This is a genomic window from Bradyrhizobium betae, from assembly GCF_008932115.1.
Taxonomy (GTDB): Bacteria; Pseudomonadota; Alphaproteobacteria; order Rhizobiales; family Xanthobacteraceae; genus Bradyrhizobium; species Bradyrhizobium betae.
In genome coordinates, this window is the sequence record NZ_CP044543.1 from 6,568,162 (window position 1) to 6,585,943 (window position 17,782).

Consider the following 17,782-nt stretch of genomic DNA (forward strand, 5'->3'; position numbering starts at 1 on the left):
GCATTGCGACAGCATTGCGCTTGGGATGCCGAGGTGGAATTGAATCAACTGTGCCGGATTGGCGGCAGAGAGATCCTGAAGCACGTGCCGCCGCCTGGACCGTCCGCAACCGAGACGTAGCCGCCATGCAGCAGCACGATCTCGCGCACCATGTTGAGGCCGAGGCCGGCGCCGCGATCGAGCGGCGCGAGCCGATAGAACGGCTCGAAGATCGCCTCGCGCTGATCGGCCGGAATGCCGGCGCCTTCGTCCGTGACTTCGATGCTTGCGGGTCCAGCCACACAAATCCCGATCGTGCCGCGACGAGGGCCGTGCTGAATCGCATTCTGCACGAGGTTGGTCAGCGCGCGCTCCAGTGCGGCTGCATCGCCGGTCGTCTCGACCGGCGTGGCTGGCGCATCGAGCGCCAGCTCGTAGCCGGCGGCAATCGCGAGCGGCGCGAGGTCGGCAGCCACGCCTTGCGCGATCTGAACGAGATCGACGCGCGCGAACGGATGGCCGCAGCGGTCGAGCCGCTGGATGTCCAGCAATTGCTCGGCGAGCGTGGCCAGCCGCGCGGCATCCTCCAGCAAGCGGGTCTTGTCCGGCCCGGGGGCAAGCGATTCCAGCCGCGTGTTCAAGATTGCGATCGGCGTGCGCAGCTCGTGCGCGGCATCAGCGACGAACCGCTTGTGGCGGGCATAGCCCTGGTCGAGCCGTGCAAGCGCGTCGTTGACTGCAGTCACGAGCGGCACGACCTCCAGCGGAATCCGGTCCACCGACAGCCTGGCGCCGCGCTGATGGATATCGATCCGCCGTGCCTGCTCCGCCGTGGTATCGAGCCCCCTGAATGCGCGCTGCAGGATCATCGGTGTCGCGATGAAGGTTGCCGTTCCCATCAGGAGAAGTCCGGGCAGGGCGATGCCGAGAAACGCAAGCGAAGTCATGACCAGCGCCTTGGCGCCGGTCAGCCGTCCTTGCGTCGCGGTGATGATCTGCACGTTGCCGGCCTCGGTGTCGACGCGCTTCAGCCGTGCCGCCGGCTTGCGCGGATCGTCCTCGAAAAGCTGCCAGCCGAGCCGCGCCTGGCTGATCTGGTCGAGGCCGCCGCCGATCGCCGCGAATTCGGCGGGCACGGCACCTTCGGCAAGCGAATGTCCCTGGCGGTCGCGGACCAGAAACCAGAGATCGGGAGCTTCGCTACGCAATTGTTTCAGGTCCGACGTCGGCCGCAGGGTCAGGCTCCCTTGCGTGTCCCGCGCGAGCGCGCGCTGAACCGCCTCGATCACGCGATCCTCGTCGCGCTCGGCGAGCACGAAGCCCGACGCGCACAATGCTCCGACGACGACGGCAACGAGCGCGAGCAGCAGCGCGGCCTGGAGCGAGAGCAGGCGCCAGCTCAGCCGCGAGCGCAGGCAATAGGCATCGTCGTGCTTGCTCATGGCACCTTCTTCAGCAGATAGCCGACGCCGCGAATGCCGTGGATCTCGACGCCGGCATCCGCCTCGGCGAGCTTGCGGCGCAACCGCGAGATGTGCGTGTCCAGCGCGTTCGACTGGACTTCGTCGTCGAAATTGTAGACGGCCTCTTCCAGTGCCGAGCGCAGCACGGTTCGGCCCAGGCGGCGGATCAAGGCCTCCAGCACCAGCAGCTCCCGGCGCGGCAGCTCGAATGGCTGACCGTCGATGCTGGCTTCGCGATGGCCGATTTCGAAGGCGAGGCGGCCGGCACGGATGATGTCAGGAGAAAGGCCGGCAGGCCGCCGCAGCACGGCGCGCAGCCGTGCCAGCAATTCCTCGACCGCGAAGGGCTTTGCCAGATAGTCGTCGGCGCCGCCGTCGAGCCCGGCGACGCGGTCGGCGAGTTCACCACGTGCGGTCAGGACGATGATCGGCACGCCGCCGGCACGCGCGCGAAGCTTTGGGATCAGGGCGAGCCCGTCTCCGTCGGGGAGCTGGCGGTCGAGCAGGACGGCGGCATGGACATCGGCGGAAATGGCCTCTTCTGCTTCCGCAAGCGTGGGGGCGTGGTCCACCACCATGTCGTAGCGCTTCAGCGCAGACGCCAGCGCACGGGCCATCTCGGCCTCGTCCTCGACAAGCAGAATCCGCATGATCCGGTACCTCGGCCTTGATGGAGGCATTCTACCGGCCGTAACATTGCGGCAGCATTGCGGGAACCGGCTGCGACCAGGTGGAACGCAGCCATGGACTTGCAGACCGATATCGTCGACCAATCCTAGGAGACGTTGCCCGCCGCAACCGCAAAGCTCCGCGGTGGCTCGCCGCGCTGGGCAATCTCCCACATCTGCAAGTAGGCCGCCTCGATGTGGTGGCGGAAGCGATCGGTGTCGAACAGCGGCTGGGTCAGGCGGTTGGCGGCGAGCCGGTCGCGGAGCTCGCCGAGACGCGCGGGGGTCGTGGCAAGCTGCAAAGCGAGCGTCTCGTAGTCCGCAGTGCTCTGCGTCACCAGCTCCGGCAGTCCGGCGGCGTTCAGCAGGCTTGCGCCGACGCGGCCGGCAAAGCCTTCGCCGAGCTGCGTCACCACGGGCAGCCCGGCCCAGAGCGCATCGCTGGCGGTGGTGTGGGCGTTGTAGGGCAGCGTATCGAGAAACAGGTCGGCGAGACAGTGCCGTGCCAGATGATCCTCCGGCGGCAAGGGCGACGCGAAGACGAGACGCGTCGGAAGGACGCCGCGCTTTTCGGCCTCCCGACGCAGGTTCTGTATCGTCGGCGCATGATCGCCGAGCAGCCACAATACGCTGCCCTCGACAGTGCTGAGCAGCCGCATCCAGACGTCGAATGTCTCAGGGCCGAGTTTCCAGCTCTGATTGAAACAGCAGAACACAAAGCCCTGTTCGGGCAGTCCGGCGTCCTGGCGCCTCAGTGTCTGCGCCGCGATGCGCCGCGCGCTGTCGTTGACCTGGTAGGAATGGGGCAGGTGGACCAGCTTCTCCGTATAGAACCCCTGGTGCGCGAACGGCGCGACCGTCGCGTCGGCGATGACATAGTCGATGAACGCTGCGCCGGTGGTGCCGGGATAGCCGAGATAGCTGACCTGAACCGGGGCAGGGCGGTGTGCCAGGATCTCGAGCCGGGCATCCTTGGTATGCCCCTTGAGGTCGACGAGGATATCGATCTCCATCTCATGCAGCATGCGCGCGACCGCGTCATCGCTCATCGCCCGGATATCGCAGAAGCGATCGAAGGCCGCGACCAGACGCTGTCGATAGGCGCTGCCGTCATCCGGCCCCGACGAGACCGCGATGATCTCGAACCGCGAACGGTCGTGCCGTTCGAACAATCCCGCCATCAGATGCGCCGTGGCGTGGTTGTGGAAGTCGGCTGAGAGGTACGCGACACGGATGCGATCGTGCCGGCGGATCGCGCCGGTCCAGAGCGGCGGCGCCGGCGGCATAAGGTTTCGGGTGCTGCGAAGTTGCAGGTCCATGTCGCCGGTATAGCCGAGCAGGGTGAAGGGCATCACGCCAGGCTTGCTCTCCCTGATCCGCTCGATTGCGGCACCGGCGAGCTCGCTCCTGCGGTCCCAGTCGCAGAGCGCGCCGGCGCATAGCATCATGCCGCTGAGTGCATTCGGGTGATCCGGCGCGAGCGCATGCGCGCGCGAGAAACTGTCCAGCGCCTGTTCGAACTGCTTCAGCTCCTGAAGCGCGACGCCGCGGCTGTTGAGCGCATCGACATAGTCGGGCTTGAGCGCGACGGCCCTGTCGAGGCTCGCCAGCGCCTGCCTGAACTTCCTCTGTTCCATCAGCACGCAGCCGATGTTGTGATGGGCCTCGACGAAGTCGGGCGCAATCGTCACCGCACAAGCGAGGCTCTTCAGCACCTCCTCGTGCCGCTTCATCTCAAGCAGCGCGATGGCGCGGTTGTTGTGGGTATCGGCATGATCGGGGCGGAGCGCCAGCGCGGCATCGAAGCTTGCCAGTGCGTCGTCGAGCCGGCGCAGGCGCTGAAGCACCACGCCGCGATAATTGTGGGCCTCGGCAAAGTCGGGCGCGAGCGCCAACGCCTGGTCGTAGGCGGCGAGGGCCTCGTCGAGCCGCCCCAATTCCTGAAGCGTGATGCCGCGGTTGAAAAACGCCTCGGCGTAAGACGGCTTGAGCGCCAAGGCCCGGTCGAAGCTCGCGATGGCGCGATCGAACTGCTGCATCTGCTGCTGGAGGACGCCGCAATTGTTCCAGGCCTCGGCGAAGTCGGGCTCGAGCGCCAGCGCGCTTTCAAGACTGGCGAGTGCGTCGTCGAACCGGCCGAGAGCTTTCAGGACCAGGCCACGATTGTAGAAGATGTCCGCATGCTCCGGGAGCAGCGCCAGCGCCCTGTCGTAGCTCGCCAGCGCCTCGTCATATCGCTCCAGCTCCTGCAGCGTGGTCGCGTAATAGAGGAAGTAGAGCGGATCGGTGCGCTTGAGCTTGATGGACTTGCCGAGCAGATCGAGCGCGACGTCGGCGCGTCCGGCCTGGCGCGCGAGCAGGGCCAGATGATAGAGCGCGTCCGGATGATTGGGCTGCGCGGCGAGCGTCTGCCGATAGCAGGCTTCCGCCTCCGTCAGCCGGCCCGCCTGATGATGCCAGATTCCGGCTTCGAACTGTTCGGCGGCGCTCGTGCTGAGCGCGCGCGTGAAGCTCGTTGCCTGACCGGGCGAAATCTGCCCGCGCTTGGCCGCAGACCGGCGCTCACTGCGATTCATCCGCGGTCCCCCTGACGGAATTTGCGATTGCCGGCGTTTGGCGCCGACCTCTCCGCATGGTGAAGACCTCCCAAGCCGAGCCTCTTGAGAATATTTCCGATGCATGTCACGACGGTGACTGGTTGGCGTTCAGGCGCTCGCGTTCACTCACCCGGCCGCGCCAGATGGCCGCACGACAAAATCAGGGAGACCACCGATGATCTACGAGATGCGCATCTACCGCTGCGTGCCCGGCCGCCTGCCGGCGCTGTTGAAGCGGTTCGAGGCGGTGACGCTCAAGCTGTGGGAAAAGCACGGCATCAAGCAGGCCGGCTTCTTCACCACGCTGATCGGTGAATCCAACCAGGAGCTGACCTATTTCCTCGCCTGGGACTCGCTCGCCGACCGCGAGAAGAAGTGGACGGCGTTCCAGAGCGATCCGGACTGGATTTCCGCACGGGCGAAGACCGAGGAAGACGGCCAGATCGTCGCCAACATCGTCAGCCAGATCCTGGCGCCGACCGCTTTCTCGTCGGTCAAGTAGTCGCTTTCCTGCACAGGGCGCGCCGGGATCCCCCGGCGCAACCCTGATATTCTGACGGCCCGGGCCGAATGGGGTTGATCCACCCCTCATCGCAGCTATGGTCGCGGCGAAACGAGGGAATTTGCCTTGAGCTCTTCGCATTCAGCGGCGCCGGTCGTCACCATTGGTTCGGTCAAATTCGGCAATGATCTGCCGATTTCGATCATCGCAGGACCCTGCCAGCTCGAAAGCCGCCAGCACGCGCTGGAGGTGGCCTCCGCGCTGAAGGAGATCGCCGCGCGGCTGAAGGTCGGGCTCGTCTACAAGACCTCGTTCGACAAGGCCAACCGCACCAGCGCATCCGCGGCGCGCGGCCTCGGCCTTGCGCAGTCGCTGCCGATCTTCGCCGAGATCCGTTCCTCGCTCGGCCTGCCGGTGCTGACCGACGTGCACGATGCCGCGCAGTGCGCCGAGGTGGCGCAGGCGGTGGACATCCTGCAGATCCCGGCCTTCCTGTGCCGGCAGACCGACCTGCTGCTCGCGGCCGCCGCGACGGGCAAGGTCGTCAACGTCAAGAAGGGCCAGTTCCTCGCGCCTTGGGACATGGCGAATGTCGTGGCCAAGATCACCAGCGCGAACAATCCCAATGTGCTCGTCACCGAGCGCGGCGTCTCCTTTGGCTACAACACGCTGGTCTCCGACATGCGCGCGCTGCCGATCATGGCGCGCACCACCGGCGCGCCCGTGATCTTCGACGCCACCCATTCGGTGCAGCAGCCGGGCGGGAAGGGAGCGTCTTCCGGCGGCGAGCGTGAATTCGTGCCGGTGCTGGCGCGTGCGGCCGTCGCGGTCGGCGTCGCCGGCGTCTTCATCGAAACCCATCCGGATCCCGATCGCGCGCCGTCGGACGGGCCCAATATGGTGCCGCTGCGCGAGTTCGAAGCACTGATCCGCAACCTGATGGCTTTCGACGCGCTGGCCAAAAGCACCACGCGCTGATGCAGCAGCCTGTGGTCAGGCCGTCCTCCGAGCAGAAGTTTCCGCCCGCGATCAATATCATCGCGCTCGCCGGCTTCTCGGCGGCGTTGTCGACCCGGGCGCTCGATCCGGTCCTGCCGCATGTCGCGGAGGATTTTTCGATCAGCATCACGACAGCCGCGAGCATCGCGGCCGGCTTCGCCTTGATCTACGCGCTGGTTCAGCCCGCGATCGGCGCGGCGGCCGATCTGTTCGGCAAGGCGCGATTGATGACGTTGTGCCTGGCGCTACTCGGCGTCGCCTGCATCCTGGGCGCGCTCACGACCACGTTCTCCGGCCTGTTTGCGACCCGCATCCTCGCCGGTATCGCCTCAGGCGGCGTGTTTCCGGTGGCGCTTGGTCTGACCGCCGATCTGGTAGCGCCCGCCAAACGACAGGTCGCGATCGGGCGCACGATGGCGGGTTCGATGACCGGCAACCTGCTCGGCGCATCCGCCAGCGGGATCATTGGTGATTTCATCGGCTGGCGCGGCGTGCTCGTCATCCTCGGGGCGCTCGGCCTGATTGCCGCCGTCGCGGTTGCGGCAGGTTTTCGCGGAGCCGCGCTGACGCCGCCGCCGAAGACCGACCTGAAAACCCTGCGGCAGGGCTACCGCACCATCTTCGCCAATCCCAACACGCGCTATTGCTATTCGGCCGTGTTCGTCGAAGGCTGCTGCGTGTTCGGCTTGTTTCCCTTCATCGCCGCGTTCCTGTTCGATCTCGGCGAGAAATCATTGTCGATCGCGGGCATCGTGATTGCCGGTTTTGCGGTCGGCGGGTTGCTCTACACCTTCACCGTCTCGCGCATGCTGCCGCGGCTCGGCGTCAAGGGCATGATGATCGCCGGCGGATGCCTCGTGGCATTGCAGCTCGGTGCGCTCGCATTTGGTCCGGGCTGGAAGCTGCAATTCGCCAGCATGCTGGCGATGGGCTGGGGCTTCTACATGATCCATGGCTGCTTGCAGGTGTTCGCCAGCGAGCTGTCGATCGGCGCAAGGGCGACGGCGATGTCGCTGCACTCGTTCTTCTTCTTCATGGGACAAACCGTCGGGCCGCTCGCCTATGGCCTCGGCCTCCAGCATGGCGGCAAGACGCCGACGCTGCTCGCAAGTGCGGCGATCATGGTTGTCCTGGGCCTTGTCTGCGCGCGGCTGCTCCGGCAGAGGGCGCCTTTGGACGCGCGGGCCTGAGGTGAGTATCGAATTGCCGGTCTCCGTATTTCTTCGGGATAAATCGGTAACCGGGTCCCGTCGACATTAAATCAAATCTCACCGTTCGTTCCGTAGATTGCCGGAAACCGCTAACCGGCGGCAACATCTGTGGATCAGTCGATGCAAAAGCAGCGTTCGGTCGCCCGTATCCTCGGGGCGGTGGTTGGATCTCTCGGTCTCGTCCTCATCGTCATCTGCGCCTATGCGCTGAAGCTGGCGGTCACGCGCTATTCGGACAGCAACCGCATCGTCTCGCTCGCGATCGCCAGCCGCGACCTGACCAGCACGCTGGTGATCTTTCGGCTGGAGCGCGGCGACACGCTGAGCTATCTGGCGGCGGCCGCACCCGCGCCCGACAGCGTCATGAGCAGCCTCGCCGGGCAGCGCGCCACTGTGCAGAAGAATTACGCGCAGGCCTTGCAGAGCCTCGCCTCCGTCGAAGCACCCGGTCTTGCCGACAAGCTCGACAAGCTCCGTGGCATCTGGGCCCAGCTCGAGGAGCTGCGGCCGCGCGCGATTATCGCTCTGAAGCAGGAGAAGGGGGCGCGTGAAGCCAGCCTGACGCCGAGCTGGGCCAAGATCAGCGATGCCTATATGGACGCGATCGGCGACGTCACCGCCCATGTCGACAACGCGATGACGCTGATCGACCCCGTGGTCGATCGCCTCCTGATCGCCAAGCAGGCGTCCTGGCAGGCCCGCGCCAATGCCGGCCAGAGCATCCTGGTCCAGTTCTCCTCCATCCTCGCCAACAAGACCTGGACCGCGGCTGATGGCGTTCTGTTCGCCGATCTGCGCGGCCGCATCCAGCAGTCCTGGCTGGTGGTGCGCGACCTCAGCCCGGACGTCGCCTCGCCGGAGCTGCTGCAGGCGATCCGCAACGCCGAGCCGGAAATCTCCGGCGCCCTCAGCGACGAGCGCAACGCGATCGCGACCAAGCTGCTCGCCGGTGAGCCCGCCGGCGTCGCCGGCATCGACTACCGCGATCGCCAGCTGGTCGGCGCCAACAATGTCGTCATCGTCACGCAGACCGCGCTCGCCAACATGATCTCGCGGGCCGAGGAGGGCGCCTCGCGCGCCCGCTTCAGCCTGATCCTGTTCGGCCTGCTGGTGCCGGCTTCGCTCGCGCTGACTGTCGGCGGACTGATGCTGATGCGCAACCGCGTCACCCGGCCGCTGACCGCGATCACCGGCGTGATGACCCGCTTCGCCGCGCATGATTTCGCCGGCGAGGTACCGGGCCTCGACCGCAACGACGAGATCGGCCGCATGGCCGCGGCTCTTCAGGTGTTCAAGGAGGCCATGATCAACGCCGAACGCCTGTCCGGCGACCAGGCCGCCGAGCGCGCCGACAAGGAGAAGCGCGCGTCCGAATTGTCCGGCCTCGTGCGGCAGTTCGAGGGCCGGATCGGCCAGATGGTGCAGGCGCTGTCGAGCGCCACGGGCGAGCTGGAGACGACGGCGCGCTCGATGTCGGGCACCGCAGCCGAAGCCCAGACCCAGGCCGGCTCGGCCTCGACCCTTGCCGAACAGGTCGGCGGCGGCGTGCAGACCGTCGCGGCTGCGGCGGAGGAGCTCAACGCCTCGATCCGCGAGATCAACCGCCAGGTCGAGCAGGCGACGCGCGCCACCGAGCAGGCGGTCGTCACCGTCAAGGAGACCGACAGCACGATGCGCGCGCTCGCCGACGGTGCCGGTCGCATCGGCGAGGTCATCGGCCTCATCACATCGATCGCCGGTCAGACCAACCTGCTGGCGCTGAACGCAACCATCGAAGCGGCGCGCGCCGGCGAATCCGGAAGGGGCTTTGCGGTCGTGGCGAGTGAGGTGAAGAACCTCGCCTCGCAGACGGCGAAAGCCACCGATGAGATCAGCACCCAGATCACGGAAATCCAGGGTGCGACACAGAAGGCGGTCGCGGCGATCGACGGCATCGTCAAGACCATCGAGGAAGTCTCCAGCATCAACCGCGTCATTGCCGCCGCCATCGAGGAGCAGAACAAGGCGACCGCCGAGATCGCAAACACCGTGCAGCACACGGCGGAGGCGACCTCGACCGTGACGCGCAACATCGCAACGGTATCGTCGGCCGCGAACGAGACCGGCCGCGCCGCATCCGGCGTGCTGAAGGCCGCCGCGAACCTGTCCGGCCAGTCGACCTCGCTGACCTCGGAGGTGGACGGATTCATCAGCAAGGTGCGTGCGGTGGCGTGACGCGCTGGCAACACGGCCCAATCCGACCGGCCGTCGCGGCCTCCGGCTGCGGCGGCCGTCGTCTTTTCGTGGCATCGTGCCGCGGCGCCCTGCGGTATACATGGCACAAGGATTGCTTTGATTTTGGGCAAACCGAGGTGCGAGATCGTGGACGCCCAGACCAGCCGTTCGCCCAGCCCAGCCAGCGCGCTACGATCCACCGGATATCCCACCAAGCCGCCGCTGCGGCGTTTCCTGACCGATTGCTATGAGGAATTTCGCGTCGACAATTCCGGCGAGCTGGCCGACTACATCCCCGAGCTGAAGCGCGCCAATCCCCGACCATTTCGGCATCGCGCTCGTCACCATCGACGGCCATGTCTACGAGGTCGGCGACAGCGCAGTCCCGTTCACGATCCAGTCGGTCTCGAAAGCCTTCGTCTTCGCACTGGCGCTGGAGATGGTGGGCGAGGAGCGGGTGGCGGCCACCATCGGCGTCGAGCCGAGCGGCGAGGCTTTCAATTCGATCCGGCTCACCAACGACAACCGGCCTTTCAACCCCATGGTCAACGCCGGCGCCATTGCCTGTTCGGGCCTGATCTACGCGGTGGACGGGAAGGGCGCCTTCGAGCGCGTCCGCTCAAAGCTCGGCCAGTTCGCCGGCCGCGAGCTCGGCGTCGACGAGGCCGTTCATGCCTCGGAGACCGCGACCGGCAACCGCAACCGCGCCATCGCCTGGCTGCTGCGGAATTATGCGGTGCTGCCTGACGACGTCGATGCCGTGCTCGACGTCTATTTCCGCCAATGCGCGATCCTGGTCACCGCGCGCGACCTCGCGGTGATGGCGGCCACGCTCGCCAATCGCGGCATCAATCCGGTGACGGGCGTGCAGGTGATCACGCCGCACGTCGTCGCGCGCACGCTGTCGGTGATGACGAGTTCGGGCATGTACGATTATGCCGGCGAGTGGACCTATCGGGTCGGCATTCCCGCCAAGAGCGCCGTCGGCGGCGGTATCGTGGCGGCGCTGCCCTCGCAGCTCGGGCTCGGCAACTTCTCGCCGCTGCTCGACAATCATTTCAACAGCGCGCGCGGCCTGAAGGTCTGCGAGGCGCTGTCGGCCCGGTTCGACCTGCACATGCTCAACCGCAATGCCGACGTCCGCTCCAGCATCATGGCGGACTACGACATCTACGGCATCTCGTCGCGCCGCAGCCGCCAGCCGCGCGAGCAGCAGACCCTCGACGAGCGCCACAGCGACATTCGCGTGCTCGAATTGGTCGGCGCGATGAACTTCGGCACCATCGACTACGTCACGCGAAGGCTCGCCAGCGAGCCGCCGAATGCGCCGCTCCTGATCATCGATTTCCGCCGTGTCCCTGATATCACCGCGGCCGGCGCCGAGCTGCTGGGCGAAACTCTGACTGCGCTCGGCAATGCCGACATCACCACGATCCTGTCAGGATTCGAGGAGACCTCGGCGGTGTGGGCGGCGATCTCGGCGCGGACGGCCGATCCGCGACGGCTGCTGCGCTTCGCGCTGCTCGATGATGCCATCGAATGGGCCGAGGACCAGGTGATCTACCGCTTCGGCGGCTTCACCGACGTGAAGGAGAGTTCGCATCTCGGCGAGCAGGCACTGCTGGCCGAGCTCGACACGGGGGAGATCGCCGCCATCATCAGTCTGTCGACCACGCGCCGTTATGCCGCCGGCCAGCGCATCATCGCCGCCGGCGAGCCCGCCAATTCGCTGTTCTTCCTCCAGAGCGGCATGGTCAGCGTGAAGCTGCGGAGCGGCGTGCGGCTGGCGTCGCTTGGCCCCGGCATGGCGTTCGGCGAGATGGCGATGCTCGAGCAAAGCCGCAGCGCCGACGTCTTTGCCGATACGCCTGTGGCCTGCCTCGAACTGCCGCTCGACAGCTTTGCCGACTACCGCCGCGTGCATCCCGAGGCCTCGCTGAAGATCATGCGCAACCTCGCCGCGATTTTGGCGCGGCGGCTGGTGCTCGCGAATGCGAAGGTCGATTTGCTCAGCGCTTACTGATCTGAAGCTGACACAATCAACGAGACCGATGCGCGCGTGCTGCGATCGCTTGCGCGCGTTCGAGCAGCGCTTCGGCCCGCTGAACGATCGGGATGTCGATCATCTTGCCGTCGATGGCGAAGGATGCGCGCCCCTCGGCAGCCGCTTGCTTGTTCAGGGCAACGACGCGCTCGGCGTCCGCCACCTCCTTGTCGGATGGGCTGAAACCCGCGTTGAGGATCGGCACCAGTGACGGGTGGATACAGGCCGAGCCGACGAAGCCAAAGTCCGCCGAGCGCCTGACGATCCGGGTGTATCCTTCCAGATCGGAGAAATCGGCAACCGAGCCGATGGTGCCCAGCGGCATGATGCCGGCGGCTCGCGCGGCCTGCACAATCTGCTGCTTCGGCATCAGCAGGGTCTCCTCGGTCGGCTTGGCGCCGATGGCGGTGGCGTAATCTTCGGCACCCAGCGAAATGCCGGCCAGCCGCGGGATCGAACGTGCGATGTCGTGGGCTCGCGCCAGCGGACCAGGCGCCTCGATCAGGCCGACAAACCAGATCTTGCCGACGGGCAATCCGCGATCAATCTCCAGTCTCGTCACCATCTCGTCGAGCAGGCGCAGATGTTCGGCGCCTTCGACCTTGGTGATCTTGATCGCGTCCACGCCGGCGATGACCGCGGCTTCGAGGTCAGGCACCGCCAATTCGAGCGGCTGGTTGATCCGCACCATGACGTCCGAATTTCCGGTGTCGCGAAACCGTTTCACGATGCCCGGGATCAACTTTCGGGCGGTCGCTTTTTCAGCAAGCGGCACGCTATCCTCGAGATCGATGATCAGTGCGTCCGCGCCGCGCTCGACGGCTTTGGCGACGAACCGCTCGACGTTCGCGGGGACGAACAGCGCAGAGCGCCAGACCGGGAATGTTCGCTGAAGTGTCATTTGCTGGTTTCCTTCACAACGCCCGAGGCGAGGGCGGCATCGATATCGTCAGGGCTGAGGCCGGCTTCGGCCAGGATGGTGCGGCTGTGTTGTCCGAGGCGAGGCGCGGGCGTCCGGATGCTTCCTGGCGTCTCGGACAGGCGCACAGGAACGGCGTGCATGGGGAACGTTCCCATGTCCTCGTCGGGATAGTCGGCCAGCAATTCCCGGGCCTGCACGTGGCGATCGCTCATCAACCGGACGGTGTCGTTGACCGGGCCGATGGTGACCTCGGCAGCTTCGAAGAACGTCACGTTGTCGTCGACAGTCCGGGTCGCAATGAAGTCGCCGATGATCTTGTCCAGTTCGGTGACGTGGACGAGCCGCTGTTCGTTGGTCTTGAACCGCGGATCATCGCAAAGCTCGGGGCGGCCGATCGAGCGCAGCACCCGCATGGCCATGCCTTGCGTGGAAGCCGACAGGCAAACCCAGCCGCCATCGAGTGTGCGGTAGACATTGCGCGGGACGGAGCCGCTCGAGCGGCTTCCGCTGCGCGGCTTCACCGCGCCGGTCAAACGATAGTTTGCCGCCTGAGGCCCCAGCGAGTTTACGATGGGATCGAGCAGCGGCAGGTCGATGACCTGTCCTTTGCCGCCGTTGATCTCGACCTCCCGTAGTGCCGCCATGGCCGCGAACGCGCCGGTGAGGCCGGACAAGGCGTCGGCCAGATACATGGGCGGCAGAACCGGCTCGCGATCAGGGAATCCGTTCATCTCGGCAAAGCCGGAAAAGCCTTCCACCAGCGTCCCGAAGCCGGGCCGGCGATGATAGGGGCCGGTCTGTCCCCATCCCGAGATGCGCACGATCACGAGCCTGGGCTCGAGCTTGAGCAGTTCTTCCGGCGAAAGCCCCATCTGCTCGAGCGTCCCCGGACGAAAGCTCTCGATCAGCATCGCCGCGCCGGGAATGAGCTTGCGGATCAGCGGCACCGCCTCTTCGTGACGAAATTCCAGGCAGATGCTGCGCTTGTTGCGCGAATGGATCTTCCAGTTCGTCTCGACGCCCTTGGTGCGCCAGCCGCGCAGCGTATCGCCTTCGCGCGGCTCGACCTTGATGACGTCGGCGCCGAAGTCGGCAAGGTGTTGCGTGAGAAGATTGCCCGCGACCAGCCTCGAAAGGTCGATGACGCGGAGTCCTGTCAGCGGGCCGCGGACGCCGGGCGTATAGTCAGCCCGGTGCAGTCCGCTTTCGGGAGTGGCGGCGTCAGTGGGATTTGCCATGGTTCCGTTCCGTAAACAGGATGCCGCCGGTCACGGGCAGCCACAGACGCAACTGGCGGTCAGTTGTTGCATCCTGGGTTTCGATGCGGATCTGGTTTCCGCCGACGCTCAATCCAATTTGCCAACGGCCGCCAACGTAGGAGTGACTGACCACATCGGCATCGACGATCGAACCTCCGACGGCCTGATCGTTGGCCGCGGCGAGGCGCATCTGCTCGGGACGATAGGCAAACGTGACCTTGTCGCCGAGTGATGGACGTTTGTCGGACTTGATCAGGATGCGCTGGCCGTCGGCGAGACTGACCAGCGTCTGTCCGTCGCCGTCGGGCGCCCCGACCACGTCGCCGTTCAGGAAATTCGTCGTTCCGATGAAGTCGGCCACGAAACTGTCCGCTGGCCGCGTGTAGATCTCCTGGGGAGAGCCGATCTGGCTGATGCGGCCGCCGTTCATGACCACGATGCGGTCGGATAGGGCCAGGGCTTCGACCTGGTCGTGCGTCACGTAGATCGTCGTCAGGCCGAGACGCGTGCGCAGTTCGGCAAGCCAGGTCCGGGCGCGGTCGCGCAGCTTTGCGTCGAGATTCGACAAGGGTTCGTCGAGCAAGAGGATTTCAGGCTGGTACACCAATGTTCGCGCGAGCGCGACACGTTGCTGCTGGCCGCCCGAGAGTTGGTGCGGATAACGATCCTGAAAGTGCTCCATCTCGACGAGAGCAAGACTCTCCTCGACGCGACGCCTGCAATCGGCCTTCGACACTTTGCGCAGCTTGAGCGGAAACACGACGTTGTCGTACACGGTCATGTGCGGCCACAATGCGTAGCTCTGGAACACGAGCCCGCAATGGCGGGCTTCCGGCGGCAGAAAGATCCCCTTTTCGCCGTCGAAATAGATCTTGTCGCCGACGCGAATGCGTCCGCTCGTCGGCTGATCCAGTCCGGCAATGGCGCCGAGCGTCGTTGACTTGCCGCACCCCGACGGTCCCAGCAGTGTGACGAACTCGCCATCCGCAACATGGATGTTGACGTCGTCGATCGCTTTGACCGGCCCGTACCGCTTGTGCAGGTTCTCGATCAGCAACTCAGCCATAAAGCTTTACTCCGAGAAAAGCGCGTGCCGCCGTGACACAGACTCCAATCACCAGGATCTGCACGGTCGCCAGCGCGGACACCAGGCCGACCTCGCCCTGCGTCCATGCCTGGAGCAGTGTGGTCCCGATCACTTCGCTGCCGGGAGCGAACAGGAAGATCGCGGTCGTATACTCCTTGAAGAACGTGATGAAGAGGATGATGAAGCAGGCAACCAGCGCCGGCCTCAGCAAGGGCAAGACGATGTGCCGGCTCGTCGTCCACCAGTCCGCGCCTTGCGTGCGGGCGGCGCGATCGAAATCCGGGCTCATCTGCAACAACATCGGCGCGATCGCACCGAGCCCCACGGGGATGAAGTGCATCGTGAAGGCGGCAACCAGAATCCAGATCGTGTTTCGAACGCCCCCCAGGCCCGGAACGAGTGCAAACGCATAGAAGAACCCGATGCCGGCGACGACGCCCGGGACCGCGCGGGGAAACAGTGCGATGTAGTGCAGTGGCCCGCGCCAGCGGAAGTCGGAGCGCAGCACGATGATCGCGATCAGGGCGACCATCGCAGTGGCAATGACGCCGCCGACCGAACTGACGACGAGCGAGTTCCAGATCGAGCGCGGGTAGACCGGGTATTCGAGCATGTTCGCGAAATTGCCGAGCGTCAGCACCTCGCTGATCGGCACCATCGGCGACAGCAGGCTGGTGAAGGCGCGCAGCAACAGAGCGCCGATCGGCATCACGACCGTTGCGACGATGTAGATCGCCGAGAGGATACAAAGCGGCCAGCGCAGATTGTTCAGGCGGAAAGGGCGTGGACGCGTGGCCTTGCCGCCGAGGGTGACGAAACGTCTTGTGTTGCCAAGCAAACGTCCTTGCAGCCAGACCAGCACGCAGACGACGGCAAGCATCACGACGGCGGCTGTCGCCACCAGGCCGTGATCGGGGCGGGCCGACGCCACGCCGTTGTTGTAGAGGAACGTCGTCAGCACGGTGATGCCGGCGGGATCTCCGAACACCAGTGGAATGGCGAGCAGCTCCAATCCCACCGTGAAGTTCAGCACGGCACTGTAGGCGATCGCCGGCATCAGCAGAGGCAGCGTGATCCGCCACAATGTCCTCAAGGTGCCGGCGCCAGCGACGCGCGCGGCTTCCTCCAGTGTCGGATCGGTGATCGAGGCCGATGACATGCAGTAGATGTAGGCGACCGGCGCCTGCGAAACGCCGGCGATCATCGCCATTCCCGGCAGAGAGTAGAGATTCCACGGTGCGCCGTCGAAGATCGACTGAACCAGAAGCGTCAAGTAGCCGGCCGGTCCGTAGATCGTGTACCAGCCGAACGAGAGCACCAGCGCCGAGAGATAGATCGGCCACAGGAAGAGTTCACCGAACAACCGCGCGAACGGCATGTCGGTGCGGCCGAACAGCACTGCCGCCAGCGTGCCGAGCGCCTGCGATATCACGGTGGTGAGGGTGGCGAACACGAACGTGTTCCAGATGACCAGCGCGAAGCCGTCGGTGCGAAGCAGGCGGCCGAAATTGGCCAGCGTCAGCTGCTGACCGGAATCGTAGAGCGCGCGATCCAGGAAAGACTGATAGAGAACCGGGAGGAGAGGCGCTGCGATCAGGACAAGTGTAAGCAGGGCCATGCCGTACTGGATGACGGTATCGCGGCCGGGCAGTGGCTTCGGCAGCTCGTCCGCGGCCGTCGCCCCCAGAGCGCGGCTTGCGTCAAGCGACATTGAAGGTCTTTTTCCAGCGTGCCACGAAGCTGTCGTAGTCCCGCAAGGCGTCCCGATCGTAGCCGATGTAACAGATGTTCTGCTCGCCGACGGCTTCCACGATCGACGAGTAGGTGTGGCGGATTCCGTCGCCCGGCTTCACACCGGGACGCGCCGGCGTCAGGCCGCCCCGTCCGAATGCGCGCTGGCCGTCCTCCGAGACGACGTAGTCGAGCATCAGCTTGGCGGCGTTGACGTTCTTGGATCCCTTCGGAATGGCGATGCCGCGCAGCACGACCGGTTGACCATCGCCGATGAAGCTCCAGCCGAGGATCTTGGCCCGCGCCGGATCGTTCAGGCGCGGCCAGAAGGTGATGGCAGAAACGAAGAAGCCCATGGTGTATTCGCCGGAGGTCACCTTCTCGGTCATCGGGCCGCCGGAGCGCTCGAAGCGGGGCGAAAGCTTTGCAAGCTGTGCGAACTGCTCCCAGGCTTTCTCGCCGTGCTTTTTCACGTAGGCGTAGGCGATGCCGTAGCCGAAGGTCGTTTGATGCACGCCGTAACTGGTGATGCGGTTGCGCCAGGCCTTCTCGTTTGCCATCGCAAGCTCGATGAACTCCGCAAGTGTCTTGGGACGCTTGCCGTCCGGCACCAGCGTGTTGTTCCAGATCAGCGCCATCGGGTCGGACGAGACGGTGTAGACGCCGGGAATTGGTTTTGACCAATCCGGCCAGGCCTTCGCTTCGGGCGAGGCATAGTCGAGGATTTCGCCGCGCTCCTGGAAGTCGATCCATCCGCCCGGATCGGCCGTCGCGATGAGGTCGCAGGTGCGGCTGTTGGTGCTCCGCTCGGCCAGATAGCGCTCGAAGCTCTCGCGCGAGGCGGGGAGATCCAGGGTCTCGACCTTGATTTTCGGGTAGAGCTTGTTGAAGCCCTCGATCACAGGCCGCCAGTTTTCCGGCGACATGATCGAATAGATCAGCAGGCTGCCCTCGTTATGGGCGTCGTCGATGATCTTCTGATAATTCTCGGGATATCCGGTCGGCGCAGCCTGGGCGGTGCCGCGCAGCCCCACCGTGGCGCCGAGAACCGACATCACCATTAAGCTTCTACGATCGATGCCGGACATCTAGTGTTCCTCCCGTCG

General features: G+C 65.4%; 12 protein-coding genes and 1 pseudogene. 5 read left to right on the forward strand and 8 right to left on the reverse strand.

Annotation, left to right across the window (positions count from 1 at the left end; translation table 11 throughout):
• Positions 1 to 44: 44 nt before the first annotated feature.
• The 3 genes from F8237_RS31640 to F8237_RS31650 all read right to left on the reverse strand — a co-directional run bounded on the left by F8237_RS31640 (position 45) and on the right by F8237_RS31650 (position 4,686).
• The gene (locus tag F8237_RS31640; protein WP_151650006.1) at positions 45 to 1,421 is read right to left on the reverse strand and encodes a sensor histidine kinase; all 1,377 of its coding nucleotides are present in this window, start codon (positions 1,419 to 1,421) and stop codon (positions 45 to 47) included.
• Positions 1,418 to 2,092: a response regulator gene (locus F8237_RS31645; RefSeq protein WP_151650007.1), complete on the reverse strand. Its 675-nt coding sequence runs from the start codon at positions 2,090 to 2,092 to the stop codon at positions 1,418 to 1,420. Before F8237_RS31645 ends, F8237_RS31640 begins: the two co-directional genes overlap by 4 nt.
• Positions 2,093 to 2,217: 125 nt before the next feature.
• Complete coding sequence (locus F8237_RS31650; RefSeq protein WP_162006297.1) at positions 2,218 to 4,686, reverse strand: tetratricopeptide repeat protein; 2,469 nt, start codon at positions 4,684 to 4,686, stop codon at positions 2,218 to 2,220.
• A gap of 196 nt (positions 4,687 to 4,882) precedes the next feature.
• Here F8237_RS31650 and F8237_RS31655 point away from each other — a divergent pair, with 196 nt between their 5' ends.
• From F8237_RS31655 to glsA, 5 genes and pseudogenes are all read left to right on the forward strand, one after another.
• The gene (locus F8237_RS31655) at positions 4,883 to 5,209 is read left to right on the forward strand and encodes an NIPSNAP family protein (protein ID WP_151650009.1); all 327 of its coding nucleotides are present in this window, start codon (positions 4,883 to 4,885) and stop codon (positions 5,207 to 5,209) included.
• 126 nt (positions 5,210 to 5,335) lie between these two features.
• The gene (gene kdsA / locus F8237_RS31660) at positions 5,336 to 6,187 is read left to right on the forward strand and encodes a 3-deoxy-8-phosphooctulonate synthase (RefSeq protein ID WP_151650010.1); all 852 of its coding nucleotides are present in this window, start codon (positions 5,336 to 5,338) and stop codon (positions 6,185 to 6,187) included.
• Complete coding sequence (locus tag F8237_RS31665; protein ID WP_151650011.1) at positions 6,187 to 7,398, forward strand: MFS transporter; 1,212 nt, start codon at positions 6,187 to 6,189, stop codon at positions 7,396 to 7,398. The genes kdsA and F8237_RS31665 overlap by 1 nt, the downstream gene beginning before the upstream one ends.
• Before the next feature lie 141 nt (positions 7,399 to 7,539).
• Positions 7,540 to 9,633 (forward strand): methyl-accepting chemotaxis protein, encoded by a 2,094-nt coding sequence (locus F8237_RS31670; protein ID WP_151650012.1) that lies wholly within the window; start codon positions 7,540 to 7,542, stop codon positions 9,631 to 9,633.
• Between the two features lie 147 nt (positions 9,634 to 9,780).
• Positions 9,781 to 11,656, forward strand: a pseudogene (gene glsA / locus F8237_RS31675) (glutaminase A).
• A 16-nt stretch (positions 11,657 to 11,672) separates the two neighbouring features.
• Here the strand turns inward: glsA and F8237_RS31680 are convergent.
• From F8237_RS31680 to F8237_RS31700, 5 genes are read right to left on the reverse strand one after another with little or no spacing between them, the layout of a single operon-like run.
• Positions 11,673 to 12,578, reverse strand: coding sequence for an HpcH/HpaI aldolase/citrate lyase family protein (locus tag F8237_RS31680; protein WP_151650013.1), 906 nt, complete (start codon positions 12,576 to 12,578; stop codon positions 11,673 to 11,675).
• On the reverse strand, positions 12,575 to 13,837 hold the full coding sequence (locus tag F8237_RS31685) for a CaiB/BaiF CoA transferase family protein (RefSeq protein ID WP_151650014.1): 1,263 nt from the start codon (positions 13,835 to 13,837) through the stop codon (positions 12,575 to 12,577). Before F8237_RS31685 ends, F8237_RS31680 begins: the two co-directional genes overlap by 4 nt.
• A complete protein-coding gene (locus F8237_RS31690) occupies positions 13,821 to 14,924 on the reverse strand; it encodes an ABC transporter ATP-binding protein (protein ID WP_151650015.1) in 1,104 nt (367 codons plus the stop codon). The genes F8237_RS31685 and F8237_RS31690 overlap by 17 nt, the downstream gene beginning before the upstream one ends.
• Complete coding sequence (locus F8237_RS31695) at positions 14,917 to 16,656, reverse strand: ABC transporter permease (RefSeq protein ID WP_151650016.1); 1,740 nt, start codon at positions 16,654 to 16,656, stop codon at positions 14,917 to 14,919. The genes F8237_RS31690 and F8237_RS31695 overlap by 8 nt, the downstream gene beginning before the upstream one ends.
• Complete coding sequence (locus F8237_RS31700; RefSeq protein ID WP_244626028.1) at positions 16,646 to 17,764, reverse strand: ABC transporter substrate-binding protein; 1,119 nt, start codon at positions 17,762 to 17,764, stop codon at positions 16,646 to 16,648. The genes F8237_RS31695 and F8237_RS31700 overlap by 11 nt, the downstream gene beginning before the upstream one ends.
• Positions 17,765 to 17,782 lie beyond the last annotated feature (18 nt).

Bases quoted from the DNA above. Each gene is read 5' to 3' on its own strand.
- F8237_RS31670 (WP_151650012.1), top strand. From the start codon at position 7,540: ATGCAAAAGCAGCGTTCGGTCGCCCGTATCCTCGGGGCGGTGGTTGGA.
- F8237_RS31690 (WP_151650015.1), bottom strand. From the start codon at position 14,924: ATGGCTGAGTTGCTGATCGAGAACCTGCACAAGCGGTACGGGCCGGTC.
- F8237_RS31640 (WP_151650006.1), bottom strand. From the start codon at position 1,421: ATGAGCAAGCACGACGATGCCTATTGCCTGCGCTCGCGGCTGAGCTGG.
- F8237_RS31680 (WP_151650013.1), bottom strand. From the start codon at position 12,578: ATGACACTTCAGCGAACATTCCCGGTCTGGCGCTCTGCGCTGTTCGTC.
- F8237_RS31695 (WP_151650016.1), bottom strand. From the start codon at position 16,656: ATGTCGCTTGACGCAAGCCGCGCTCTGGGGGCGACGGCCGCGGACGAG.
- F8237_RS31700 (WP_244626028.1), bottom strand. From the start codon at position 17,764: ATGTCCGGCATCGATCGTAGAAGCTTAATGGTGATGTCGGTTCTCGGC.
- F8237_RS31655 (WP_151650009.1), top strand. From the start codon at position 4,883: ATGATCTACGAGATGCGCATCTACCGCTGCGTGCCCGGCCGCCTGCCG.
- F8237_RS31665 (WP_151650011.1), top strand. From the start codon at position 6,187: ATGCAGCAGCCTGTGGTCAGGCCGTCCTCCGAGCAGAAGTTTCCGCCC.
- F8237_RS31650 (WP_162006297.1), bottom strand. From the start codon at position 4,686: ATGAATCGCAGTGAGCGCCGGTCTGCGGCCAAGCGCGGGCAGATTTCG.
- F8237_RS31645 (WP_151650007.1), bottom strand. From the start codon at position 2,092: ATGCGGATTCTGCTTGTCGAGGACGAGGCCGAGATGGCCCGTGCGCTG.
- F8237_RS31685 (WP_151650014.1), bottom strand. From the start codon at position 13,837: ATGGCAAATCCCACTGACGCCGCCACTCCCGAAAGCGGACTGCACCGG.